This window comes from Nostoc sp. NMS7 (genome assembly GCF_017115085.1).
Lineage (GTDB): Bacteria > Cyanobacteriota > Cyanobacteriia > Cyanobacteriales > Nostocaceae > Nostoc.
Genome location: NZ_JABXKJ010000207.1, coordinates 16,784 through 40,536, shown reverse-complemented (window position 1 = coordinate 40,536; position 23,753 = coordinate 16,784). Strand labels below are relative to the sequence as shown.

Below are 23,753 nucleotides of genomic sequence, written 5' to 3'. Positions count from 1 at the left end.
TATTGAACCGTTGTTTCGCGCTTAGAGCGAATCCACTCCAAATTCCTGCGGACGATGGCGAACCGCAGTGTAGGCTTTCATTGGCGGCAATTCTGGTCGTCTTAAAAACCAGTATTCTGAAGCATCAGAACCGTAATTAAACCCCACAATTACCACATATTCTTCCTTGGGCTTATAGGTGTCAATCACATTAAAGAGTTGGGTATATTCGATCGATTGTTCTTTCGCCGCTTGCGAGAGGGTCATCATCTTCCAGGGTTCACTTGTTTGCGCCACATAATGAACCTTGCTTCCAATTGCCGATGGACTTTCTGTGATTGAAAAGTCGTTGCCACCAGAATGCTGGATATTCACGACTTTGTGGAGATACAGGTAGCCCCGACCAGAGCGCTGATAGAACTTCCACGCCTGGGCGCTAAACAGGACTTCACATTCATCAATGATGTTTCTTGCGATTTCGACTCTCAGTTCGCGTTCAGGTGTCATGTCAGTTCACCCGTTCAATGGTCAGGCTTCTTGCTCTCATTTATCATGGTAACAAAAGACAAATAGATTATTTTAGTTCCTTTTGAAAACCAGCCTATGCGAAATGTTGGTCAAACGTGTAAGCAAACAATGGCATGATCCACTCGCCTGTATCGCCTGCTAAGAGTTTGTATTGCAGGCTATAAATGCTGTCAACCCAACTGTTTTCCCACTGGCGATCGCTCATTACCTGCCCCGTGTATGCCTTCACAAACACATACCAAACGTGACCACCCGCATCATTCAACCACAGATGCTAAGGCTGAACGGCGTGTTTTGGCAAGCTGATGCCGCTGAGAGTCAAGCCTTTGTCAGCGTAGGCGGTAGCTTAATAAATTCACTTATGACTGAAACTTTACTTGCCGCAGCTACGCCCGTCGTAGATATAGCAAATCCACCAAACTCTAATTATGTATAATGTATAATTTTTAATTTCTGAAAATGCGATCGATTGACTAGTTAAACCTTATACTCGTCCTTCACCTTTTTACGTATTTTATCAATAAACTCAGGGTAATGATCAAAGTCATCCATTGAAGTCAAAGGTGGCATTGTTACCCAATTTCCTTCTGTCTTTGACTTATCCATGTAAGCATAGAAAGCTTCATTATCGTCTTGATGAGCCAGCACATAGACTCGTAATTCTTTAAGGCTCATTTCGTGAAAATTTGGTTTCATATTTTAAATGTCCATTTCCGATCACGCGGAATCGCTATCTCGGTTTCTTCACCAGCTATAATGACTACTTCGCCTGTGCGTTCATCTAAACGTATTAGATAAACAGGTCGATACATCATAGTTAATCTCCGGCAAAGAAGAAAGCACTGTAGAGTTTGTTCTGCTGTCGGAATAATTAGTAGTCCTCAATATGCTGTATTTATCAGTATAAAACTTTAGAAGTAGCAAAAGAACGATGCCTAGGTTGGGTTACGCCTACGCCCCTTTGAGAAACCGGGTTTTTCTCAAACCCGATTTCTTTTGGCTTAAATCCCCAGCTCAGAATTAGCCGATTAGTAGATGCAGCTGATTGCTCACCGCACTAATTAGATTATGGGTAACGGGAAGACTATCGACTACCATCCCCAGACACAACAGCATCATGTAGGAGATGGAATAGAGAAACAACTCTTTAGCGACAGTGCGATCCTCTGGATTTTGCAACAACCGCCAAGATTTGTAGATAAATAATCCTCCCAGAATTAGGGCGATCGCAGCATAAAGAATTCCACTCGCGCCCAAGGGATAAACCAATAACCCGGTTGCAACTACGGTAAGCAGCGTATAGTACCAAATCTGCTTCACGGTTGCCGTATCACCTTCAATCACAGGTAGCATTGGTATCCCAACCTTTGCGTAATCGTCCCGAATCATTAGAGCTAAAGCCCAGAAATGGGGCGGTGTCCACAAAAAGACGATAGCAAAAATTAACCATGCTGACCAGCTTAATGTACCTGTGACAGCAGCCCAACCCACTAACGCCGGAATTGCCCCAGCCGCCCCACCAACAACGATATTTTGGGTAGTGTGGCGTTTTAGCCAGTGGGTGTAGACCAAAATGTAAAAGACAATGCCAGAGAAGGCTAATAGGGCGGCTAACAGGTTGGCAAATACTGCTAGGAGTGTAAAAGAAATTGTTGCCAGTGCGATCGCAAAAATTAGAGCATCGCGCGGCTGCACCTTACCCGATGGTATCGGCCGATGACGCGTCCGCTCCATGTCATAATCAATATCCCGGTCATAGACACAGTTAATCGTCTGGGCGCTTGCAGCCGCCAAGGTGCCACCAGTGAGAGTTACTAGCAACAGCAAGAAGTCTACTTCTCCCTTAGCCGCAATCCACATACTGCCAGCCGTAGTAATCAAAAGCAACGGAATAATCCGCGGCTTAGTTAGCTGGTAGTAACTTTGAATTACCTGTAAAAATGTTTCGTGGTGGCGAGAGACATTAGTCTCAATCATTTTGACTCTGGTTCCTTATTTTTCAACAACTTATATGCAGCCCACGCTCAAGCTGGCTCTTTCAGTCGAACGAAAACACAGATTTTCTGCACCTGCGTGGCTCGCAATACTCGCCGTTGCGGCTTTCATCGTTTAGTGGGGAGTGGGGAGTGGGGAGTTAGGAGTTTGGAGAGACGCGATTAATCGCGTCTGTACAGGAGTTTAGAATTCTTCCCTTGCTTCCCCTGCTCCCTCATCCCCCCTGCTCCCCCACTCTCCACTCCCTACTCAGCAATAACTGAGTCACGCAGTGCTAGAACTGTAAAAGCCACCAAAGTACCCAGCAAAGTAGCTCCTATAGCTTGGTGAGAGACGGTGAGAGGCTCGACTTGAAGATGTAATTTGTAAGTGGCGACTCCCAACAAGATTTGTAAGAGCAACAACGCACCAGCCATATTTGCCAGTCGTCGCAAAGCTGTATGTAGTGCTGGTGTCCGCCAACAGATAAATACCATCGCCAAGGTTGCTATTGTTGGCGGCACTAAACCAGCAATATGGCTGTACATTACACTACAAAGTTGAGAACCGCCGAGGCATTGGTGTAGCGCCCAGCGAGAGCCTACCAAAGCACCGAGCAGACTTTGCAAATAAACCAGAACAGCCGCAGTTAAACCTACCCAAGGCAATTTCCCAACGGTTCCAGTCCCCTTGTAGGGTGTGAGTGCCGTGCCGATAATCAGCAGGGTGGAAAAAAACAACAGCGCCGTTCCTAAGTGGGCGGTAACAATATCAAACCGCAACAGTTGGGTGACGGTGAGTCCCCCCAAAATGCCTTGGAAGACGATTAAAAACAGAGCGAATGTGGATGCCCAAGGTAGCCAAGAGGGTAAGAAACGACGATGCCACCAGGATAAACCGAAGAGTGCGATCGCGCTTACACCAATTAAAGCTGCATCCAATCTGTGAAACCACTCCAAAAACACTTGGAAATTCATTTGCTTGGCTGGCACGAGTTCGCCATAGCATAATGGCCAGTCTGGGCAAGCAAGTCCAGCATTCATGACGCGGGTGGCACTGCCTATTGCCATCAAAATTAAGGTGGCTATGCACATTTTCCACACCAAGCGCCGAATCATTTCCTTGGGCTTTTGCTGCTGAAGTGCCGCTTCATTTTGTTGTTGTAGGACAAATTCGCTCATTAACGATACCTTCTGCCCGCTCTTGGTGGATCTGTTAAAATTTTCAATTTTCTTTTAGCGTTCCATCTTCACCCTAGCGTATAGGCTAAAGGTTTATAGATTGGCACTCACTTATACTTTCAATTACTCCAGCTACGTTTTGCCTGAAGCTTTAGGTATTTTTCAAGATGTCAGAAATCGATTTATGAGAATTAATTTAAGCATCATAAATTTTTACGGAAATTTTTTCACTGATTTACATCTATTTTTGGCGTTATATGATACTAAACTCATACTCAAGATGATTAAAATAGCCAAAAAAATTAATAAAAATTTCAGACCTTTGTCCCCGATGCCTGACAGTCTAGACTACCTTAGTAAGTGAGTAGCTTCGAGATAACATAGTAAATTCATTTAAGTAAGCCGTGAAGATTCCAAGTTCAATCTGGACATTACTCATTGGCATCGTGCTAACGCTAGTCAGCTTTTGGTACGGTCAAAATCACGGTCTGTTGCCAGCAGCCGCCACAGATGAAGCCGTCTTGGTGGATGGTCTGTTCAATACGATGATGATCGTTTCTACAGGTATATTCCTGCTGGTTGAAGGTATTTTAATTTACTCTGCATTTAAATACCGTCGGCGTGCAGGTGACAATGAAGACGGTCCACCAGTTGAGGGCAATATACCTCTAGAAATTCTCTGGACGGCAATCCCAGCAATTATCGTTTTCGGCATTTCAGTTTATAGCTTTGATGTGTACAACGAAATCGGTGGCTTTGATCCCCATGCTATCCATGAAGCGCCGATGAATCAGGAATCGATGAAAATGCCAGGGGCAGCACTTGCAGCAACTTTAAGCGATACTCCTGGCAGCACTGAACCGAACCTCAATCAAGAAAAATCTGATCAGGCAATGCAAGACCCAGCTACCGCAAAAGTCCGCAATGCTGACCAAATTCCTCAACTGCGGAGTGCCCCTGGTGTAGGTAGTGTTGCTCCGACAATTGGGGGCAGCCCTGATCGAGCAGGCAAACCAGCAGAATTACGGGTCAACGTCACAGGTCTACAATATGCCTGGATTTTCACTTATCCTGAAACTGGTATAACTACAGGTGAAATGCACCTCCCCATCGGGCGAGAAGTAAAAATAAATATGACAGCCAACGATGTCATTCACGCCTTCTGGGTGCCAGAGTTCCGCCTGAAACAAGATGCGATCCCCGGTAGACAAAGCGAGATTCGCTTCACACCCAAAAAAGCAGGCGATTATGTCCTGATCTGTGCTGAACTTTGTGGCCCCTATCACGGAGCGATGAGAGCGCCAGTAGTCGTTGAGACAGAAGAAGCCTTTGACAAATGGCAGCAAGAGCAGCTAGTTGCCAGCAAAGAAACCCTAAATCAAGCGATCGCTGTTAACCCTGGCGATCTATCCCCAAATGAATTTCTCGCTCATTACACCAAAGAGATGGGAATTCAGCCAGAAATCCTCCATCAAGTTCACCATTAATCAATTGTTATTTAGTCAAAATCCCATGACTAATACTTGTCTACGAGAGGCTGCGCCAACGGCTTCGCTCAGTACAAGTGTCGGCTTCTCTACGAGACGCTACGCGAACGCTCAGTACAAGTGACTAATGACTATGACACAAACCCAGTTGCAAGAAACTGCCAATATTCCCGCCCTTGTTGATGAACCAGGGAGCAGAAAATGGCAAGATTACTTTGGTTTTCAAACTGACCATAAGGTGATTGGGATTCAATACCTAGTCACTTCGTTTATTTTCTACTGCATTGGTGGCGTAATGGCTGAATTGGTTCGCACAGAATTGCGAACCCCAGAGGTAGATTTTGTCACCCCAGAAGTCTACAATAGTCTGTTCACGCTGCACGCCACGATCATGATTTTCCTCTGGATCGTGCCAACAGGGGCAGGGTTTGCTAACTATCTAATTCCCCTGATGATTGGGGCAAAAGATATGGCATTTCCTCGGCTGAATGCTGTTGCCTTTTGGATGATTCCCCCTGCGGGTGTGTTGCTGATCGCCAGTTTAGCGGTGGGCGATGCACCTGATGCCGGTTGGACTTCCTACCCTCCCCTGAGTTTGGTAACAGGACAAGTGGGCGAAGGCATTTGGATTATGAGTGTCCTGCTGCTAGGTACATCATCTATTTTGGGGGCGATAAATTTCCTGGTAACATTGATCAAGATGCGTATCCCCAGCATGGACATCCACAAAATGCCCTTGTTCTGTTGGGCGATGTTCGCCACTTCCTCACTGGTTTTGGTATCAACCCCAGTCTTAGCAGCAGGTCTGATTCTACTTTCCTTTGACTTAATTGCCGGGACAACATTTTTTAACCCAACTGGCGGTGGCGACCCAGTAGTATACCAGCACATGTTCTGGTTTTACTCCCATCCAGCCGTTTACATTATGATTTTGCCCTTCTTTGGGGGAATTTCAGAAATTATCCCCATTCATTCCCGCAAGCCGATTTTTGGCTATAAAGCGATCGCTTATTCCTCTCTCGCCATCAGCTTTTTGGGGCTAATTGTCTGGGCGCACCACATGTTTACCAGTGGTGTCCCCGGTTGGTTGCGGATGTTCTTTATGATCACCACCATGATCATTGCTGTACCCACGGGAATTAAAATTTTTAGCTGGTTAGCAACCATGTGGGGTGGAAAAATCCAGCTTAACAGCGCCATGCTATTTGCCATCGGCTTTGTTGGTACCTTTGTGATTGGCGGGATTAGTGGCGTGATGTTGGCAGCAGTGCCTTTTGATATTCACGTTCACGACACTTATTTTGTGGTTGCACACTTGCACTACGTCCTATTTGGCGGTAGCGTTTTAGGGATTTTTGCAGGGATTTACCACTGGTTCCCGAAAATGACGGGACGGATGCTGAACGAATTTTTGGGTAAGGTTCACTTTGCTTTGACTATTGTGGGTTTAAACATGACCTTCTTACCTATGCACAAGCTAGGTTTAATGGGCATGAATCGCCGTATCGCTCAATATGACCCCAAATTCACCACATTGAACGAAATCTGCACGTATGGTTCTTATATACTGGCAGTCTCGACATTACCCTTCATTATCAATGCAATTTGGAGTTGGTTGTACGGCGAGAAAGCTGGTAATAATCCTTGGAGGGCACTTACCTTAGAGTGGATGACAACCTCACCGCCTGCGATCGAGAATTTTGATCAAACCCCAGTACTGGCTACAGGTCCCTACGACTACGGTTTGGAAAGGGCTAAAGAAGGTGTACCTTTGTATGATCCCAATCCACTGTTATCTGGTGGCCCAAACTCAGTCTTAAGAGCAGAACCCGACCCAGAGGTTGCCGCCAATCCCGAAGACCGGAAATAGACAGGGTATGGGGCATGGGGCATGGTGCATTGCTCAATAATTAATAAATAGTTCTTCTTCCCCATCTCCCTCATCTCCCTCATCTCCCCCACTCCCCCACTCCCTCCCTTATCTCCCCACTCCCCACTCCCCAATTTATCCTTTAAAAAATTCATGCAAAGTCAAACTATTGACCCAGCTAAAACCGAACTGAATCATCACCACGCAGAGTCAGCAGCAGTTGGTCATCATGAAGAACATCCAGACCATCGCTTGTTTGGGCTAATTGTCTTCCTGATTGCTGAAGGGATGATTTTTATGGGACTGTTCGGAGCCTACTTGGCTTTCCGTGCTACTTTACCTGTATGGCCTCCAGCCGGTACCCCAGAATTAGAATTATTGCTACCTGGAATCAACACCATCAATCTAATTTCTAGTAGTTTTGTCATGCATAATGCTGACGCTGCGATTAAGAAAAACGATACGCGGGGTGCGCGAATCTGGTTAGCAATTACTGCTGCAATGGGTGCTACTTTCTTGATCGGTCAAGTATATGAATATACCCATTTAGAATTTGGTTTAACTACCAATTTATTTGCTAGTTCATTTTACGTTTTGACTGGTTTCCACGGATTGCACGTTACCATTGGCGTTTTGGCGATTGTTGCCGTGTTATGGCGATCGCGCGTTCCGGGTCACTACAGTAGCGAAAAGCACTTTGGCATTGAAGCAGCCGAAATCTACTGGCACTTCGTTGACGTGATTTGGATTATTTTGTTCGGATTACTGTATCTACTCTAAGTATTAATTATTAGTTGTTCACTCCACGCAAACAACTTAATCCGCCCCCACTAGGGGGCTTTTTTAATTAAAATGCTGCCGTTGCAGCTCACTGCCCTGATGTCAGATTATTTCATCTATCGGCTGACAGTAAAACCTAAATTAACGTGAGTTCGACGGCTCATCTGCTCGTTAAATATCTGGGGAGCCATTGACAACTAACACCTATTTGCCTCAAGGACTTAACTGTTCTTTTTTAGTTTTGTCGAACTTACGTTGATATTACTAATCGCGATCGCGGTTAGTCATGACTAAAATCTGGTAACAAAATTGTGGCGCACACTGTAAGTATATTTGTGTCTTTAAATTCCACTGTTTAAGGTTTTGTCAGTAATCAAACCCAACACTTAAAATAAATAAACTTCCTGACTCCTGAATGTTGTCTTCTGCCCACAGTTGTAAACACTGGGGAATAGTGGTACATTTACTGAAGTGATCAAACTACGGAACTATTCCAGAAATAAATTTTAGATTAAAATACTTATAAAAGTATTAAATGAACCACTGAAGCGGTTAACGATAAAACTACTTTAACGCTAGGTCGCCTGAAAAGGTGACTGCGGCAAATACCATGAACTCTAGCAGCAGGTATTTAATAACCTCACCCAAGCTGTGAACGGTCAGCAAATTAACAAGTAGTAGATACCAGATGAGCCAAAACCCTCTAGTCAGAAAAACATTCCGAGGTCGCTTTGAGACTGTCAAACTGGTGAGAAGCGGAGGATATGGTAATACTTACTTGTTAGCAGGTGCTAGAAGTAAAAGATATCAATCCTCGATCGCCATAAAAATACTTCGGAATCGCTTTGAAATTATCAAACACTTAGGAAGCGGAGGCTCTGGTGATACCTACTTAGCCGTAGATCGGGATTTACCAGGACAACCCCATTGTGTCGTCAAACATTTCCACCCAAAAGATCCCAATCCTGCAGTTGTAGCGATCGCTAAAAGGCTATTTGATCGGGAAGCGGAAGTTTTATATCAGCTAGGCAACGAGCACGATCAAATCCCTAGACTGTTTGCCCATTTTAATGAAGATGGGGATTTCTATTTAGTCCAGCAATTTATTGACGGTCATGCCTTGACTCAAGAAATTGTACCAGGTCAGCGTCTTAGCGAGAATGTAGTTTTAAATTTATTAAGAGAGATCCTGGAAGTCCTGGCCTTCGTCCACCAACATAATATTATTCACCGAGATATTAAGCCCCAAAATTTAATGCGGCGGCACACCGATCAGAAGATTGTGCTAATTGACTTTGGGAGTATTAAGAAAATTAGTGCTTTGGGAGCAGGCTTAACAATTGCTGTTGGGACTCCTGGCTATATGCCAAGCGAACAGGCTAAGGGAAAGCCAAAACTTTGCAGCGATATTTATGCAGTCGGGATGATTGGCATTCAAGCTTTGACAGGTTTAATACCTGAGGAACTACAAGAAGATCCCAATACTGGAGAAGTTATCTGGCGCGATAAAGCACAGGTAAGTGGGGCTCTGGCAAATGTTTTAGACACAATGGTTTGCGATCGCTATAACCAGCGTTACCAATCTGCCACAGAAGCTTTGCAAGCGCTTAATTCTGAACTGGTGTTGTCACAGTCCTCACAATCTACTGAGATCAACCAAAATACTGATGATAGCAATTTGGTAACTTATAAAAACTTTCTTTTGCTGCTGGGAATAGGGCTTGGTGGTATCACTAGTTTGATAGTAATAGTTTTAATCTATATATTTATTAATACAAATACATCCCATCCAAACCAACCTATTCAATTAAATAATTTTATAGAAAAATTGATGGGTAGACAGTTGACTAATGTTAATGTGAATAGCCTAGTAGCCACCAAAAAGCAAATTGAATCTCAACATTAGAAACAATTAATCATCTACCAGCAATCATCTAACTGTCTACCAGCAATCATCTAACTGGCTTATTCCAGATTTGCTTTCAACCTAAATATTTAGAGATTCCTGTAATATAAATAAAATAAACAACATTTCCAGATATGGACAATACAAATCCCAAAAAAGCTTTAGTTAATACGGAAATCGGCCTCTTTCTTAGAGGTTTGATTATTGGGAAAGTGCTGACACTTATAGTTATTGGCGGACTGCTTTGGTGGTTACTGAAGCCCAATTTATTATCCCGTAGCAGCGTTAATTCTTCCGCTAATCAAAGTTCCAACGCCGGTACTACTACATCAACTTTTCAGACAGTTGCTGATGTCCCCACTAACTCATTCAACTACGGAGGCAGTACAGCTTGGGCATCTATCCGGCAATTGGTAGATTCTCAAATCCAGAGCGATCGCCCGGAACTACAATTACGTTACCTAGACCCGGTGAATGGTAGCCCTGGTTCTAGCTCAGGCATTCGGATGTTGCTTGATGGAAAATTAGACTTTGCTCAGTCCTCCCGTTCCCTCACAGATCAAGAACAAGCGATCGCCAAAGAGCGAGGCTTCACGCTTGAGCAACGTCAGGTGGGTATGGATGGAATAGCAGTGGTAGTCAACCCATCGCTCAATGTGTCAGGTTTAACTGTTGAACAATTGCAGCAAATTTATTTGGGTCAAATTACTAACTGGAATCAAATAGGTGGGCCAAACCTACCCATCACACCTTTATCTCAACGACCAGAGGACGCAGATACAGTCATATTTCCGAACAACAGCGACTTGAAGGGGCAAGCATTTGGCTCTAATGTGCAGTATGTCTACTCTACTACAGACGCAGTGCGCCAACTCAGTAAAACCCCTGGTGGTGTGTATTACGCTTCTGCGCGTTCAGTAGTATTTCAATGTAGTGTGAAGGCTTTGCTATTGGGTGGCACTTCTGGTCAGCTAATTCCCCCCTATCGGGAACCGATGGTATCGCATGAGCAATGTCCACGTCAGCGCAACCAGCTAAATACTCAGGCGATCAAAAATGGCAGCTATCCGATGCTTGCTAATTTGTTTGTGGTTATTAAGCAAAATAAAGGTCGCGAACAGCAGATTGGCGATGCCTACGCCAAACTTTTATTAACTGATCAGGGGCAAAAAGCAATTCAACAAGCTGGTTTCGTTGGGGTTCGCTAGTACAGCACGGGGTAAATCCAGCTACTCGATCGCACTTTCCACCACACGTCATTCAGATCCCCGACTTCTTTAAGAAGTCGGGGATCTGATCCCAGGCTAATCATCCAGCAGCAGTCTTTTGAAACCAGCGCCATCAGGTAGGTTATGATCTGTTAAAAATTGCTGATAAGCTAATTCTGACTGAATTTGCATCTTGATATACTCTGTTTTGGGTAGTGTTCCTCCTCGTAATCCGGCATATTCCAAATAGCTGGAAAACTCCCATTCTTCAGGTTGCTTTACCAGTTCTGCTTTCACCAGATTTAAATGAATATAACGTGAGAGGTTGAGAAGATAATCAGTTTGTAAAATATGAATACTTTGAAACCTTCCCTGAAATAGCACCCCAGAACGATTAAAACGCTTATTAATTGCCTTTGTGTAGGAAAGAGAGAGAGATTTCATTGCATCAGACAGAGTTTCATCTTTCAGATAGACCAAAAAATGATAATGATTGGGCATTAAACAGTAAGCAACAATATCTACTGCATTGCTGATGAGATGTTCCCTTATCAACCGGAGAAAATAAATATAGTTCTCACGCTCAAAGAAAATCTTTTGGCGATTGTTCCCCCGATTATAAACATGGTAAAAGTTGCCAGTTTGCAGGGGGGTTTGTCGTCGCGGCATAGGCTTTGAATATGAGATTTTGCTTTTAGTATGCCCTTTTAATCCAATCAGATCCCCGACTTATTAGATCAGATCCCCGACTTCTCTAAGAAGTCGGGGATCTTGGGGAAGCGATCGCATTAACCCCAAATCATATTTTGCTCTATGTAATGCGTTCGCACTCTCCATTATTCTGCATTGCTGCGGCAAGTTTTTCTAAATTTTGACGAACATTAACACTACGAATATGATTCACACCCCAGACTCGTTCACAAATATCTAAAGCTTGCAAATAAAGGGGTTTTGCTTCGCTGTAACGTTCTGTTGCCCGATAGATTTCTGCCAAATTGTTGAGACTTTCAGCAACATTGGGATGATTTTCTCCCAACAGGTGCTTATCAAGTTCTAAGGCTTTTATACATAAGGGTTCTGCTTCATTGTAACGCCCCTGCTCCCTGTACATATAACCAAGAGCGTAGATAGTATCTGCTAAAAGTGGATGTGCCTTTTGTAATAGACGCTGCTTGAGTTCCAATGATTGCAAAAACAAAAATTCGGCTTGAGCGTAACGTCCTTGAGCGCGGTATATTAAACCTAAATTGTGCAAATCTGTTGCAACATCGGGATTCTCTTCTCCCAAAAATCGCTTATCTAATTCTATTGCTTGTTGCGACAACGGTTCAGCTTCACTGTAACGTCCTTGATGATAATAAAGTAGCGCTAAATTATTCAGTATGAGAGCGAAAGAAGGATGATTTTCGCCAAGCAAATGTTTTTCCAGTTCTAACGATTGCAGATACAAAGGTTCTGCTTGGTCATAACGTCCTTGTTCATCATATAGTAGTGCCAAATTGTTCAGACTGACGACAACATCAGCATGGTTTTCTCCCCACAGGCGTTTCCTCAGTTCCAAAGCTTGTTGATATAAGAGTTCCGCTTTAGTATATTGTCCAGTAGATTTGTAGAGTCCCGCCAAATTATTCAGACTAGTAGCAAAAGAAGGATGGTTGTCTCCCAAAAGACATTTTCTGATTTCTAAAGCTTGTTGATATAATGGTTCGGCTTCGCTGTAGCGTCCGGTTGCACGGTATAGTCCTGCTAAATTGTTGAGGCTAGTAGCTAAGTCTATCTGCAAACCTAATTCATTTTGCAATTCACTCGCCTGACGCAAATACTTAATTGCTAATTCCTGTTCTTCTTGATAATTTTGAGATTCACCCCGATCTAATCTGCTGCGGTAAATATCACCTAAGCTTGAATATAAAGTAGCCAAAGTGGGATCTTTAGTTCCCTGTTCCTGTTCTACTTTCTCGATTAGTCTTTGTAAATCTTGGATGGGCAAGAAAAAGTGATTATTTTCATTAGTATCTGTGCTGGTTAATTCTGTGTCTCTAAAAACAAAGCGTATATGTTCTAGTTCTTTACCAGGAATAGCATTTGTTTTTTTAGATTCAAACCGGAATACACCATTGCGCCAACTCCAAAAATCAGGGGCTTTTTTAATCAGGTTGACTAAAATTTGGTTAGTTACCCAAAGCACGATCGCAAAAGGAAACTCGCGCAATCCTTCCCTAGTCCACTGTAAGTAACCAAAAAATTTATCCTGTTCCGATTGCTCATTTCCAAGTCTGAGAAAATAAAGTTGTTCAGCACCCGTCACAGTGATCACCGCCCGGCTTTGCTGAAGAAGATATTCTTCTTGTTGTACCAGTTGGTTAAGAGTAGCTTTTAGGCTTGGTTCTTGACGTGCTAGAGTTACCTGATATGAATGAAACTTAGGTTGTAGTTCGGCTTCATATTGGGCAATAATCTCATCCCGAAAGCTCGCATCATCGCTAACTGCAATCAGTATATTTAATCCCCGCTTTTGAGCTTCAATAGAAACAATTAAATCATCATACGCATCTTGATTTTCTCCATCATCATCTAATAATTCTTTATTTAACATTAATAGCTCCCTTTATTTTCAAGGTTTCTATAATAATTGGATGAACATCGTACCAAGTTTCATCAGTGCGATATTCTAGAACATATAGCCCATGCAGCAAATCCAAAAACTCTGCTTGTTTGGGGTCATTGGGCATAAATTGTTCATAAACACTCTGCAAAATATCTATATCAAGTTTTCCTAAACGGATGGAAAAATCATTGCGAATTTTATTGATTGCTTCCAGGAGAATTTTATCATCAATGATAACTTCTGCCGAGGGATTTCGGCGGATAGTCCGCAAACAAATGCGGCAACATTCCTTAGCAATCCGAATTAACTCTCGCAATACGCCACCACTGTAAATCACCATTTTTTCAGCAGTTTCTGCCGCGATTAATTCACTGGATATCCGCTTTTGTAAAACTTCACCGAGAATCTTTGTTGCTTCCGGGCGAGGTTGGGCGTTAGGGAAACGATTTTTACCTTTCTCAAAGATTTTTAAAACAGGCATTGCCACAACCTGATCGTTGGTTTCAGTGGCAATTATTGTGCTAATAAATGTTTCCCGAAGGACTGCGATGGGGATAGTGTAGATAATTTGAAAGTTAGGTTGACAAAGAGCTTTAATGTTATCTCGATAAATTTCGTTAACTCTTCCTAAATCAAGTTTATCTAAATCATCAATAATTACTAAAACATTTTGTTTCGTTGCAACTTGAATTAAAGCAGCAATTTCATTAATTCTGGCAACTAAATCTGATAACTTGCGTTCAAATTCTTGTTTAATTTCATCTCGAACGCTCGCATCAACTTTTAATTTAGAGCTAATCAACTTTAGGAGGTCAAAACCTATGCTAGCTTCTGCCTGCAAATTTAATTCTTCAGTGCGAGTGCGGGTAGCAAACCACTTATAAAGAGCTTGTTTAGTAGATTGAGGAATATCAACTTGGCGTGCTTCTGCCTCTGTCATTAAATTAACTGCGATCGCAAACAATATATTAATATGATTAACCGCCGACATTTCAATTTTTTCAGCAATAGAAAATAGAACTACAAAATATTTATTTTGAATTTGTCTGCTAAATTCAGCTAACAAAGTAGACTTACCACATCCCCGATGTCCTGTAAAGACAATTTTGCCATCTCGATTGGGACTATCTTCGACTAATTGGTTAAGCTCTGCAATCAAATCATCACCATATTGGACTTTAAATCTTTCCATTTCGTTCCGTTCCATCAACGGAAACAGTTCGAGATTGCTATATGCTTCTTGAAAGGAGTTTAATAATTCTTGAGACATTGCATAGTGCCGTAAACATGGGGACTATTCATATAATGGCTCATGATTTTTGAAGTAAAAGTTCAGGTAATGTCTAGGATAGAGTATGCCTACATAACTTCTCAAATTCCGTCAATAAATAACTACTAGGTGAGTGGTATATTATGTCTTAAAAAGAGATGCTTTAATCCCCAATTTTCAACCTATTAATGAGTAACAGAGGTTAATAATCAATAAGACTGAATGATAGATTATACATTCGATAATTTAAACGGAATGATAGATTATACAGATAACATGGTGAAAGCTACTTAACACATAAATAAAATAAAATTTTCAGTTATAAAAATAAATTTTTAGTGTGCTTCGTCTCATCCCTCTCTAAGCGAAACGGCTACGTGTACCTCTAAACCTGCTTTTGTGACTTCTAAACCTGCTTTTGTGACTTCTAAACCTGCTTTTGTGACTTCTAAACTAGCTTTTGCAACTTCTAAACCAGCTTTTGCGACTTCTAAACTAGCTTTTGCAACTTCTAAACCAGCTTTTGCAACTTCTAAACCAGCTTTTCTCAACAAATTTCAGCAAATATACCATCTATCTAGTTACCTAATGCCATCCAATGCTTTTATAGTTGTGTAACTTCACTGTGGCTGGTGCATCTGTTTATTGCATATTGTTATGATATATAGATAACTCAGTGTATAACATCAGGGTTATTTATAAATTAATTAAAACAGGAAAATTATATGAAGCAACGAAAACGAAACTCCATGCCACTGACTAAAGCTGAACGACGGATTGAAGGAATGCAGACAATTAACCCTGAGTTAGATTTTAGTAATGGGTTTTCAATTACTACTTACAACACTAAAGTAATTGACTTACGAGAAAAGCTAGGCGCTTATAATCAAGCACAAACAATAGTAGATAAGACACACAATGCATTAATAGAAGCAGAACGAGAGTTGAATACTTATTCTGAGCAAATGCTGTTGAATGTTGCATCTCGCTATGGCAAAAGTAGTGATGAGTATGAAATGGCTGGTGGAACGCGCAGGTCAGACCGTAAAAAAGCACGTTCAGCAGTAAACTAAACAGTGACATCTGTAAAGTGATTGTTTGGACTCGCCATTTCTTTAGATAAAGGTGCGTTGATCTTTGTGACAACGCACCTTTAAAATTAATATAAAGCTAATCAAACTCCTCTTTACAATAAAGCCCTAATGCTACAAACCCCATCTAAATCGATAACTTTAGATGAGTTTCTCAAGCTACCAGAAACAGAACCTTAGAGTAATTACGACTGGCGTTGCGGCACCAACTACGATAGAGATGCTGAGTGCGATCGCTCTTTGCGGATGGGTCTATTAGCCCAGAAGTTAACTTCTGGGCGGAATGTTAAGACTAGCTAGATTTTAGGGTTTTAATTAGTACAACGATGTTTACGACGGGCTACGCCTACGCACCAATTACGATAGAGATGCTGAGTGCGATCGCACTTTGCGTATGAATCCGTATAACTCTATCCTGGTAAGCATTTAGAATTTGCGGATGGGTCTATTAGCCCAGAAGTTAACTTCTGGGCGGAATGTTAAGACTAGTTAGATTTTAAGGTTTTAATTAGTGCAGCGATGTCTACGACGGGCTACGCCTACGCACCAATGACGATGGAGATGCTGAGTGCGATCGCAAATGGGCTAGAAGGTTGTTGCAACAATACAGGTGTAACATTAACTTGGTATGTTGTATTGCCAGCATCAACGCACTAATGACTAGTATAATAAAGTGACTATTATAAGAAAGCAGAAGGAAAAAAGCCAATAACACATGCTTTCAGCCTTATCAGATAGATATTTATTTCCGCCGTCCTGTACTACACTAATCCTAAATAGAATAGTTATTAGTGATGTAGCTTCTAGAGGTAAATAATTGATGCTTGAACTAAACGCACAAGTGAATTTACTTCTTGGAGGGGGAATAGATTCAGCAGCTTTAATCCCTTTTTATCTTTCACGCGGCTTATCTGTCAGAGGTATCCACTTCGACTACAATCAACCTAGCTTTGAAGGTGAACGCTGTGCAGTTATAGCACTAGCTCAACATTATAATATCTCTATCACCACAATTGACTTGGGGTTGAAAATTGCCTCCACTCAAGGAGAATACCATTGTCGTAACGCAACCTTACTGCTAGCATCTGCCAGCATTCTTCCTACTAAGCAGGGCAGATTTGCTATAGGAATTCATGCTGGAACACCTTATTATGATTGCTCCAAAGCATTTTTAGAAGATATTCAACGCATTTTTGATGGTTATTTTGCAGGCTCTGTTCAAGTAGAAGCTCCATTTGTAGAATTCACCAAAAAAGATATTTTCAAATATTGTAAAATTGCAAAAGTGCCAATAGAAATTACATTTAGCTGCGAACGTCGTAGTGACAAACCTTGTGGAGAATGCCCATCATGTTTAGACAGGAGAGCATTAGATGAAAATTTCGGAAATTTGTAAATCTCGTCAAATTTCTATCATTGATGTCCCTACTCCCCTCATCGTACCATCATTTTCCAGCCGGGGATTTCCCGAAGTAAAAAGCATTTACATAAAAACAAAAGAATATATTTCAGATGTCTCGCTAATCAGTGCTTATGATATATACTACGAACTGCGAGAAGAGAATATTTACGCCTCTGATATTCTTTTTATTGATAGTGGTGGTTATGAGACTCAACCAATCAAATTAACTGCTACTTCAGATGATGTTTATGCCTACAGAGACAGCACATCTGTGCACCATTGGTCTAGAGAATTACACCAAGCTGTACTTGATAAATTACAAGATTTCTCTCAATTAGTTCTGATTAGTTATGACGACTCGAAAAAGCATCAATCAACGCTCAGTCAAATAGAAACGGCTAAATCACTCTTTCAAAATTATCCAAATTTCGCCTCAAATTTTCTTTATAAGCCAGAAGCACCTGAAGTTAAAATAATCAATGCAAACAGCTTACTTGAGCACGCTCATTATCTAACTTCATTTTCAGTGCTAGGCATAACAGAAAAAGAGCTTGGGAATTCAATCTTAGAAAGATGCCGTAACCTTCTAAAAATACGCATCCACCTTCAAGAACAAAGTATCGAAATACCAATCCATATTTTAGGATGCCTAGACCCTGGTTTAATTATTTCATACTTCCTTTGCGGAGCCGACATATTTGATGGACTTGCTTGGCTGCGCTACGCTTTTGTTGACGGTTCTGCTTTGTACCAATCAACAGCAGCACTTATGCAAGGAGATTGGCATTATTCTGAATCAGAGTTAAATCAACTTTACAGTATAAAAAATCTTCAACATCTTAGCCACTTATCTCATGCAATGAATAGATTTTGTCATACAAAACTTATCCAAGAATTTTATGCATGGGAAAAACTCATGCCACAAGTGCTTAATTTAGTAAAAGAAGCTGGATTAGAAATTGGGGAATAACAGTTATGGGTGGTAGTGGTGGAAGTTCTAGTTGGTCTTCTAATAATTCTTCAGAAGAAATAAACCAACTCATTAAACGTGCAGGTGAAAGCACCGACACTTCGTCTTATAACTCAGAAGTCAACAGTCTACTTCAAGGTGCATTAAAGTCCTTTAATGATAGAGACTCCGAAGCTACCCAACGGCATTTAGATGTTCTCAAAAAAGCAATTGAGTCAGAAATAGAAAATAGCGTTGACTTATTATTTGGTGGCTCAATTCGTAAAAATACATTCATCAACGGTTTGAGTGACGTAGATACATTAGTACTCGTTAATAACACGTCTTTAGAAAAAAGTTCTCCTCAAGAAGTTTTAGACTACTTTGTACAGCGAATTAAACAAAGACTTCCTGATACTAATGTTTCTCCTGGTAAATTAGCTATAACAGTCCCTTATTCAGATGGACAAGAAATCCAAATTTTACCGGCTATCAGAACCGCAAGTGGTGTTAAAATTACTAATCCAGAAGAAGGCAAATGGAGTAATGTAGTACGCCCTGATTTATTTGCTCGCAAGCTAACTGCTGTAAATCAAGGGTTGTCTGGTAAACTTGTGCCAACAATCAAACTTTTTAAAGCAGTTGTCAAAGATATCCTGCCTAAAAACCTAAAAATATCTGGTTACCACGCAGAATCACTAGCTATTGAAGCATTCAAAGGCTACCAGGGAAGCAGAACATATAAAGATATGCTGACACATCTTTGCCGTGAGGCAACCAATCTTGTCAAATCACCGATTAAAGATAAAACAGGACAATCGCTACACGTAGATGATTACCTGGGAGAAGCAAATAGTCAAGATAGACTCAAGACTTCAACCTATCTAGGAAGATTAACGAAGAAAATCGAGACAGGCGATAAGTTAAAGTCTATAGAAAAATGGCAAGAGTGGTTTGGCGAATAGTTAACAATTCATTACTGATTATTAGAGAGCAAAAACACCTCAATATATAAGAGACTATACTGATGCTAGTTAAACTTGACGAGAATTAGCTAATATTTCTCTAATTGACTTCCAGTACGTTTCAAACATAACTTCGTGTTCAGTTTTCAAAATATGGAAATGCGGCACTTCCGCTCTTTTTATTCCATATAAATAAGGGGCAATTAGCATCCGACCATTTACTTCATTTACATCAATACAAGTAGCAGATATATAGGGGAAAGTGGAAGAAATGTATATCTCAAATCTTCCTGGCAATCCTAATTTATCAAATTCTGATTTCAGAGATTTTACGGCATCAAGTGAGGTTCTGATGCGGTTGATAAGTTCTACTTCCCCTCTGTCTTGAGCATAGAGCTTGGCAATTTCGCCATCAGGGTCTAGAAAAATATACTTAAGTACAACTCCTTTTCTGAGTAAGTCTAAAATATAATCTTTGTACTCGCGTGCTGGTCTTTGCTCAAAATATCCAACTAAAGAACGATGTGCAATTCCTAAACTAACGACTTCAGAATTCGCAGACAAAAGTAAATCTACCTTTTCAGAAATACTTGGTCTACCATCCTCATATAATTTCAAACCAATTTTGTAATTAGGAAATTTACTATCTAATAATTCTTCAAGCTCTGTTAGAAAAAGTTGATGTTCTTCAGATTTAATTAACTTTTCATAGAAAAATGGTATCGCAACCGCAACAGCCAAAAATGTACCAATATCTTTAGTTGCATCCCAAAAAAATCCGGTTTTTCCTAACGCAGCAAGCCTCAGCAAAACGCCTACAAGAAAAACTATTATTCCTGCAAGACCGTAATACCTACCCAGAATTCGCTTTAAAGAGCTTTTAAAATCTTGTCTCGATTGGTTTGGCATTTTCTCACACAGAGGTTTTTAGTGTTAATGTATTAAGCTAAAACTAGAGTTAAGTTAAAAAAAATACATAGATTATAAGTGTTTATGCTCATTAAAGGACAGCGAATTCATATTGCAGGTAGTGCAGATAAAAATATAGATCAAAACATCCTTCGTTATGCCCATGAGTTCGTAACGGAACTCGTAAGGACATTGATATTAGAGGGAGCAATGTTTATCACTGGCATTGGCAAAGAACCTCTCTCGATAGAGAATGATTTTAACTCACCGTCAATTATTTTTGACTGGACTGTACTGAATGTAATCCACGACTCCTTGCAGCAAGGGCTAGTTACTATCTCTAATTTTCCAGAACGTCCGCTTTTCACAATAGGAACAAGTAAGACAGAAAATCAAATCCCTGATAACCGACGTGATTTATGGGAATCTTTCCTAGCTGTTAATGCACTTGAAATAGACTTTCTTCAGGTAGGTTTTGCATCAGCTGCCTTACGTCGGCAACGTCAAGCACAACGAGGAGATATCCTCATCATTATTGGTGGAGGTGAGGGGGTCGAACACTTAGCAAGCTTATATATAGAATATTGTAAGCCTGTTATTGCCCTCGACCTCGAAATTGGTAATAGCTGCCATGATGGAAGTGGGGGAGCACCAAGCTTGGCGATGAAAATGGGTGCTGACCCTAATCATTTCGTCCACTTTTCTGATGTTAGTGCAGCTGGTAGCCTAGTGGCTGGTTTAACAACCCGTCAAGGCAAAAAACCCGTTAAGCAAGTAGTACAAGCTATAGTCAAGTTAATCCAGTCATTGGAGCCGAATACTAACTGCAACCAACTTCAATCTTCCGTACACAGCAACCAGCAAATGAACTTAAGATCACAAGGTCAAAATTCCCGCTGTGCAGTTATACTCACCGCTATTTTTGTAGAGTATGAGGCTGTTCGCGGACATCTCAGCAACCTTGAAGAAGAAACACACCCCCAAGGAACAATTTACGAACGGGGTAATTTTACCGCTAACGGCAAGGTTTGGAAGGTGATAATTGGTGAGATTGGTGCGGGAAATTCAACAGCAGCGATGGAAGCAGAACGGGCAATAAGCCACTTTAATCCCCATGTGATACTTTTTGTTGGAGTCGCGGGTGGTATAAAAGATGTTGTCCTTGGTGATGTGGTAGCCGCGACAAAAGTGTATGGCTATGAGTCAGGTAAGGCGGAACTTGAATTTAAACCCAGACCGGATGTCGGGCAATCAGCGTACAAATTGATACAACGAGCTAGGGCTGAGGCAAGAAAACCAGACTGGCTACAAAGGCTAACCCCACCCACTCAAACTCCAAAACCCCGCGTCCTCGTTGCACCCATCGCTGCTGGGGAAAAAGTGGTAGCTGATACCAAGTCCACTACTTGCGAGTTTCTTAGGTCAAACTATGGCGATGCAGTGGCAGTGGAAATGGAAGGTCGGGGCTTGCTGGAAGCCGCTCATGCCAATCAGCAAGTATCGGCACTCATTGTTCGTGGAATTTCCGACCTTATTGATGGTAAAAGCAAATCTGATGCTCTTGGCTCTCAGGAAATAGCCGCACTTCATGCTAGTGCTTTTGCTTTCGAGATTCTAGCCAAGTTTAGCGTAGATGATGTAAGCCGCACAACAACTAATAAAGATGCAAAACGTAGCTGGAGTCAAGAAGCGATTGATGAAATAAAGTCGGATTTTGAGGAATCAGAGTTTGATCACCATAATTCTTCTGGAGATAGCACTTCAGATATTATCGAGCAACTAAAAAAACTCAAACCCGAAAAAGTTGTTAGTTCTTTGAATACTTTGCAAGAAGTACATGGGTTCATTAATGCGTTGTGGAATGAAGCTAACACAAAAGCTATGAAAGGTCAGCTTGCAGAAGCTGTTTTTCTACTGGAATTTGGTATTGCTACTTGTGATCTTATTGATAACCCTGTTCTAAAACTAGCAATGAACCAGGAATTGGAATTTATAAAAACTAAACAACGCTAAGAAAGCAACGTTGATTACATTTTCAGCGTAGCAATGCAACTTGTACATAAACTATTTTTCCTCAACACCCCTTTATTTCACTGGAATAAAACATAATCCCTCTCCGCCACCGGAAAGGGGTTAATCACTACTGAAACTCAGCAATCTCTAATAAGCGTCCTGCAACTCATAAAAATCAGGCGAGATGTAATCCTTCCGCAAAGGCCAACCTACCCAATCTTCCGGCATCAAAAGCCGCTTGAGATTTGGGTGTCCTTCGTAGACAATGCCGAACATATCGTAAGACTCGCGCTCTTGCCAATCTGCCGTCTTCCAAATCCATTACAGAGAAGGCACTACAGGATTTTGCCGTGGTAAAAACACCTTTAAGCGTACTTCTTCAGGGCGATCGCTTTCTCTAAGTAGTCCAATCAAAAATCTGAATATCTGTAATCCAGTCTTAAGTACAATTATTTGATAACCTTCAGTGCGTTTACAACCCCATGATCAAACCCGCCGACGTCAGCACCAAACGCTTAATTAGCCTTGCACCTGATAACTGGGTAAAATGGGTAACGCAAATTCCTGATATTGTTGCTGGAGAAATTCTCAACTCAGAATTTCAGTGGATAAGTCGAGAAAGTGATGTTTTAATCCGTGTCGAAAGTCCCCAGCAGGGAAAATTTCTCGTTCTTAACGAATTACAACTGCGCTATAAACCAGAAATGCCCCGTAGGATGCGTGCATACACAGCACTTGCAGAAGAAAAATATAATTTGCCCACGTATCCAGTACTAATTAATATCCTCAAGGCAAGTGATGCTGAAATACCGACAAATTATGCATCAAATATTGCTGGTTTACGTGCTATTCAAGATTACCGTGTCATTAATCTGTGGGAAGTCGATGTAAACATTGCCTTTGCACAACCATTACCATCACTACTTCCATTTGTACCCATCCTCAAAGGAGGTGATAACGAGTCTACGATTCGGGACGCATTGCGAATATTACGTGCAGATGAACAATTGAATCAACTAGAAACAGTATTAGGATTTTTTGCTACCTTTGTATTAGATAGTGCAATAGTTCAACAAATTCTGAGGTGGGATATGGCACTTTTAGAGCAGTCGCCTTGGTATCAAGAAATTTTTAGCAAAGGGGAAGAACGCGGAGAACAGCGAGGAAGAAAGGAGGAGTTATATTCAGGAATTGAATTAGCATTAGAAATTAAGTTTAGCAATCAAGGTTTAGAATTGATGCCGATAATCTCTCAAATTACGGATTTGCAGAAATTAAAAGCAATTCAACAGGCAATTAAAACTGTAAATACAGTCAATGAATTACAGCAAATTTTGTCAACCAACTTTACGTGAAATACAAAAAACATAACCCCTCTCCGCTACCGGAAAGGGGTTAATCACTATCGAAACTCAGCACTTGTACAGACGCAATTCATCGCGTCTCTATTCAGCAATCTCTAATAAGCGTCTTGCAACTCGTAGAAATCAGGCGAGATATAATCCTTCCGCAAAGGCCAACCTACCCAATCTTCCGGCATCAAAAGCCGCTTGAGATTTGGGTGTCCTTCGTAGACAATGCCGAACATATCGTAAGACTCGCGCTCTTGCCAATCTGCCGTCTTCCAAATCCA

General features: G+C 41.4%; 24 protein-coding genes and 2 pseudogenes. 13 read left to right on the top strand and 13 right to left on the bottom strand.

Annotation, left to right across the window (positions count from 1 at the left end; translation table 11 throughout):
- Positions 1–21 precede the first annotated feature (21 nt).
- Entirely contained in the window at positions 22–486 is a 465-nt protein-coding gene (locus tag HWQ38_RS23720; protein WP_292798483.1) for a hypothetical protein, read from the bottom strand.
- Positions 487–580: 94 nt separating this feature from the next.
- Positions 581–736 (bottom strand): hypothetical protein, encoded by a 156-nt coding sequence (locus HWQ38_RS23715; protein WP_292798481.1) that lies wholly within the window; start codon positions 734–736, stop codon positions 581–583.
- A gap of 15 nt (positions 737–751) precedes the next feature.
- On the opposite strand from HWQ38_RS23715, the gene HWQ38_RS23710 reads away from it, so the two are divergent.
- The gene (locus HWQ38_RS23710) at positions 752–943 is read left to right on the top strand and encodes a hypothetical protein (RefSeq protein WP_292798479.1); all 192 of its coding nucleotides are present in this window, start codon (positions 752–754) and stop codon (positions 941–943) included.
- Positions 944–984: 41 nt separating this feature from the next.
- Here the strand turns inward: HWQ38_RS23710 and HWQ38_RS23705 are convergent, their stop codons facing one another.
- From HWQ38_RS23705 to HWQ38_RS23690, 4 genes are all read right to left on the bottom strand, one after another.
- Positions 985–1,203, bottom strand: coding sequence for a hypothetical protein (locus tag HWQ38_RS23705; protein WP_292798477.1), 219 nt, complete (start codon positions 1,201–1,203; stop codon positions 985–987).
- Positions 1,200–1,322 (bottom strand): hypothetical protein, encoded by a 123-nt coding sequence (locus HWQ38_RS23700; protein ID WP_292798475.1) that lies wholly within the window; start codon positions 1,320–1,322, stop codon positions 1,200–1,202. The genes HWQ38_RS23705 and HWQ38_RS23700 overlap by 4 nt, the downstream gene beginning before the upstream one ends.
- A gap of 205 nt (positions 1,323–1,527) precedes the next feature.
- Positions 1,528–2,484 carry a heme o synthase gene (locus HWQ38_RS23695; protein WP_292798473.1) on the bottom strand — a complete coding sequence of 319 codons (957 nt, stop codon included), beginning with the start codon at positions 2,482–2,484 and terminating at the stop codon, positions 1,528–1,530.
- Between the two features lie 263 nt (positions 2,485–2,747).
- Entirely contained in the window at positions 2,748–3,662 is a 915-nt protein-coding gene (locus tag HWQ38_RS23690; RefSeq protein WP_292798471.1) for a heme A synthase, read from the bottom strand.
- A gap of 404 nt (positions 3,663–4,066) precedes the next feature.
- On the opposite strand from HWQ38_RS23690, the gene HWQ38_RS23685 reads away from it, so the two are divergent.
- The 5 genes from HWQ38_RS23685 (at position 4,067) to HWQ38_RS23665 (ending at position 10,913) form a co-directional block, all read left to right on the top strand.
- Positions 4,067–5,149, top strand: a complete 1,083-nt coding sequence (locus HWQ38_RS23685) for a cytochrome c oxidase subunit II (RefSeq protein ID WP_292798469.1) — start codon at positions 4,067–4,069, stop codon at positions 5,147–5,149.
- Between the two features lie 133 nt (positions 5,150–5,282).
- Positions 5,283–7,019, top strand: a complete 1,737-nt coding sequence (gene ctaD / locus HWQ38_RS23680; RefSeq protein WP_292798529.1) for a cytochrome c oxidase subunit I — start codon at positions 5,283–5,285, stop codon at positions 7,017–7,019.
- A gap of 153 nt (positions 7,020–7,172) precedes the next feature.
- Entirely contained in the window at positions 7,173–7,799 is a 627-nt protein-coding gene (locus tag HWQ38_RS23675; RefSeq protein WP_292798467.1) for a heme-copper oxidase subunit III, read from the top strand.
- 688 nt (positions 7,800–8,487) lie between these two features.
- Positions 8,488–9,705: a serine/threonine-protein kinase gene (locus HWQ38_RS23670; RefSeq protein WP_292798465.1), complete on the top strand. Its 1,218-nt coding sequence runs from the start codon at positions 8,488–8,490 to the stop codon at positions 9,703–9,705.
- 134 nt (positions 9,706–9,839) lie between these two features.
- Entirely contained in the window at positions 9,840–10,913 is a 1,074-nt protein-coding gene (locus tag HWQ38_RS23665) for a substrate-binding domain-containing protein (protein ID WP_292798463.1), read from the top strand.
- A 96-nt stretch (positions 10,914–11,009) separates the two neighbouring features.
- Here the strand turns inward: HWQ38_RS23665 and HWQ38_RS23660 are convergent, their stop codons facing one another.
- From HWQ38_RS23660 to HWQ38_RS23645, 4 genes are all read right to left on the bottom strand, one after another.
- Positions 11,010–11,582, bottom strand: a complete 573-nt coding sequence (locus HWQ38_RS23660; protein ID WP_292798460.1) for a transposase — start codon at positions 11,580–11,582, stop codon at positions 11,010–11,012.
- Between the two features lie 142 nt (positions 11,583–11,724).
- Positions 11,725–13,509, bottom strand: a complete 1,785-nt coding sequence (locus tag HWQ38_RS23655; RefSeq protein WP_292798458.1) for a tetratricopeptide repeat protein — start codon at positions 13,507–13,509, stop codon at positions 11,725–11,727.
- Positions 13,499–14,791: an ATP-binding protein gene (locus HWQ38_RS23650; RefSeq protein ID WP_292798456.1), complete on the bottom strand. Its 1,293-nt coding sequence runs from the start codon at positions 14,789–14,791 to the stop codon at positions 13,499–13,501. Before HWQ38_RS23650 ends, HWQ38_RS23655 begins: the two co-directional genes overlap by 11 nt.
- Positions 14,792–15,141: 350 nt before the next feature.
- Positions 15,142–15,345 carry a hypothetical protein gene (locus HWQ38_RS23645; protein WP_292798454.1) on the bottom strand — a complete coding sequence of 68 codons (204 nt, stop codon included), beginning with the start codon at positions 15,343–15,345 and terminating at the stop codon, positions 15,142–15,144.
- Positions 15,346–15,516: 171 nt separating this feature from the next.
- Between HWQ38_RS23645 and HWQ38_RS23640 the strand changes: the two genes are divergently transcribed.
- The 5 genes from HWQ38_RS23640 to HWQ38_RS23620 all read left to right on the top strand — a co-directional run bounded on the left by HWQ38_RS23640 (position 15,517) and on the right by HWQ38_RS23620 (position 19,198).
- Complete coding sequence (locus tag HWQ38_RS23640) at positions 15,517–15,864, top strand: hypothetical protein (protein WP_292798452.1); 348 nt, start codon at positions 15,517–15,519, stop codon at positions 15,862–15,864.
- Between the two features lie 537 nt (positions 15,865–16,401).
- A complete protein-coding gene (locus tag HWQ38_RS23635) occupies positions 16,402–16,539 on the top strand; it encodes a hypothetical protein (protein ID WP_292798450.1) in 138 nt (45 codons plus the stop codon).
- Positions 16,540–16,702: 163 nt separating this feature from the next.
- Positions 16,703–17,278 (top strand): 7-cyano-7-deazaguanine synthase, encoded by a 576-nt coding sequence (locus tag HWQ38_RS23630; protein WP_292798448.1) that lies wholly within the window; start codon positions 16,703–16,705, stop codon positions 17,276–17,278.
- Positions 17,256–18,254: a hypothetical protein gene (locus HWQ38_RS23625; RefSeq protein WP_292798446.1), complete on the top strand. Its 999-nt coding sequence runs from the start codon at positions 17,256–17,258 to the stop codon at positions 18,252–18,254. Before HWQ38_RS23630 ends, HWQ38_RS23625 begins: the two co-directional genes overlap by 23 nt.
- Positions 18,255–18,259: 5 nt before the next feature.
- Complete coding sequence (locus tag HWQ38_RS23620) at positions 18,260–19,198, top strand: CBASS oligonucleotide cyclase (protein WP_292798444.1); 939 nt, start codon at positions 18,260–18,262, stop codon at positions 19,196–19,198.
- Positions 19,199–19,267: 69 nt separating this feature from the next.
- Here HWQ38_RS23620 and HWQ38_RS23615 read toward each other — a convergent pair whose 3' ends face one another.
- On the bottom strand, positions 19,268–20,107 hold the full coding sequence (locus HWQ38_RS23615; protein ID WP_292798442.1) for a hypothetical protein: 840 nt from the start codon (positions 20,105–20,107) through the stop codon (positions 19,268–19,270).
- A gap of 84 nt (positions 20,108–20,191) precedes the next feature.
- Here HWQ38_RS23615 and HWQ38_RS23610 point away from each other — a divergent pair, with 84 nt between their 5' ends.
- The gene (locus HWQ38_RS23610; protein ID WP_292798440.1) at positions 20,192–22,120 is read left to right on the top strand and encodes a hypothetical protein; all 1,929 of its coding nucleotides are present in this window, start codon (positions 20,192–20,194) and stop codon (positions 22,118–22,120) included.
- A gap of 147 nt (positions 22,121–22,267) precedes the next feature.
- Here the strand turns inward: HWQ38_RS23610 and ndhJ (HWQ38_RS23605) are convergent.
- Positions 22,268–22,513, bottom strand: a pseudogene (gene ndhJ, locus HWQ38_RS23605) (photosynthetic/respiratory NAD(P)H-quinone oxidoreductase subunit J); the annotation flags it as partial.
- An 89-nt stretch (positions 22,514–22,602) separates the two neighbouring features.
- Here ndhJ (HWQ38_RS23605) and HWQ38_RS23600 point away from each other — a divergent pair.
- On the top strand, positions 22,603–23,475 hold the full coding sequence (locus HWQ38_RS23600) for an Rpn family recombination-promoting nuclease/putative transposase (protein WP_292798438.1): 873 nt from the start codon (positions 22,603–22,605) through the stop codon (positions 23,473–23,475).
- A 104-nt stretch (positions 23,476–23,579) separates the two neighbouring features.
- Here HWQ38_RS23600 and ndhJ (HWQ38_RS23595) read toward each other — a convergent pair.
- Positions 23,580–23,753: pseudogene (gene ndhJ, locus HWQ38_RS23595) on the bottom strand (photosynthetic/respiratory NAD(P)H-quinone oxidoreductase subunit J); the annotation flags it as partial.

Excerpts from the sequence above, each read along its gene's own strand:
- HWQ38_RS23720 (WP_292798483.1), bottom strand. The coding sequence starts at position 486 with ATGACACCTGAACGCGAACTGAGAGTCGAAATCGCAAGAAACATCATT.
- HWQ38_RS23705 (WP_292798477.1), bottom strand. The coding sequence starts at position 1,203 with ATGAAACCAAATTTTCACGAAATGAGCCTTAAAGAATTACGAGTCTAT.
- HWQ38_RS23700 (WP_292798475.1), bottom strand. The coding sequence starts at position 1,322 with ATGATGTATCGACCTGTTTATCTAATACGTTTAGATGAACGCACAGGC.
- HWQ38_RS23695 (WP_292798473.1), bottom strand. The coding sequence starts at position 2,484 with ATGATTGAGACTAATGTCTCTCGCCACCACGAAACATTTTTACAGGTA.
- HWQ38_RS23690 (WP_292798471.1), bottom strand. The coding sequence starts at position 3,662 with ATGAGCGAATTTGTCCTACAACAACAAAATGAAGCGGCACTTCAGCAG.
- ctaD (WP_292798529.1), top strand. The coding sequence starts at position 5,283 with ATGACACAAACCCAGTTGCAAGAAACTGCCAATATTCCCGCCCTTGTT.
- HWQ38_RS23675 (WP_292798467.1), top strand. The coding sequence starts at position 7,173 with ATGCAAAGTCAAACTATTGACCCAGCTAAAACCGAACTGAATCATCAC.
- HWQ38_RS23670 (WP_292798465.1), top strand. The coding sequence starts at position 8,488 with ATGAGCCAAAACCCTCTAGTCAGAAAAACATTCCGAGGTCGCTTTGAG.
- HWQ38_RS23665 (WP_292798463.1), top strand. The coding sequence starts at position 9,840 with ATGGACAATACAAATCCCAAAAAAGCTTTAGTTAATACGGAAATCGGC.
- HWQ38_RS23660 (WP_292798460.1), bottom strand. The coding sequence starts at position 11,582 with ATGCCGCGACGACAAACCCCCCTGCAAACTGGCAACTTTTACCATGTT.
- HWQ38_RS23655 (WP_292798458.1), bottom strand. The coding sequence starts at position 13,509 with ATGTTAAATAAAGAATTATTAGATGATGATGGAGAAAATCAAGATGCG.
- HWQ38_RS23650 (WP_292798456.1), bottom strand. The coding sequence starts at position 14,791 with ATGTCTCAAGAATTATTAAACTCCTTTCAAGAAGCATATAGCAATCTC.
- HWQ38_RS23640 (WP_292798452.1), top strand. The coding sequence starts at position 15,517 with ATGAAGCAACGAAAACGAAACTCCATGCCACTGACTAAAGCTGAACGA.
- HWQ38_RS23635 (WP_292798450.1), top strand. The coding sequence starts at position 16,402 with ATGTCTACGACGGGCTACGCCTACGCACCAATGACGATGGAGATGCTG.
- HWQ38_RS23630 (WP_292798448.1), top strand. The coding sequence starts at position 16,703 with ATGCTTGAACTAAACGCACAAGTGAATTTACTTCTTGGAGGGGGAATA.
- HWQ38_RS23625 (WP_292798446.1), top strand. The coding sequence starts at position 17,256 with ATGAAAATTTCGGAAATTTGTAAATCTCGTCAAATTTCTATCATTGAT.
- HWQ38_RS23620 (WP_292798444.1), top strand. The coding sequence starts at position 18,260 with ATGGGTGGTAGTGGTGGAAGTTCTAGTTGGTCTTCTAATAATTCTTCA.
- HWQ38_RS23615 (WP_292798442.1), bottom strand. The coding sequence starts at position 20,107 with ATGCCAAACCAATCGAGACAAGATTTTAAAAGCTCTTTAAAGCGAATT.
- HWQ38_RS23610 (WP_292798440.1), top strand. The coding sequence starts at position 20,192 with ATGCTCATTAAAGGACAGCGAATTCATATTGCAGGTAGTGCAGATAAA.
- HWQ38_RS23600 (WP_292798438.1), top strand. The coding sequence starts at position 22,603 with ATGATCAAACCCGCCGACGTCAGCACCAAACGCTTAATTAGCCTTGCA.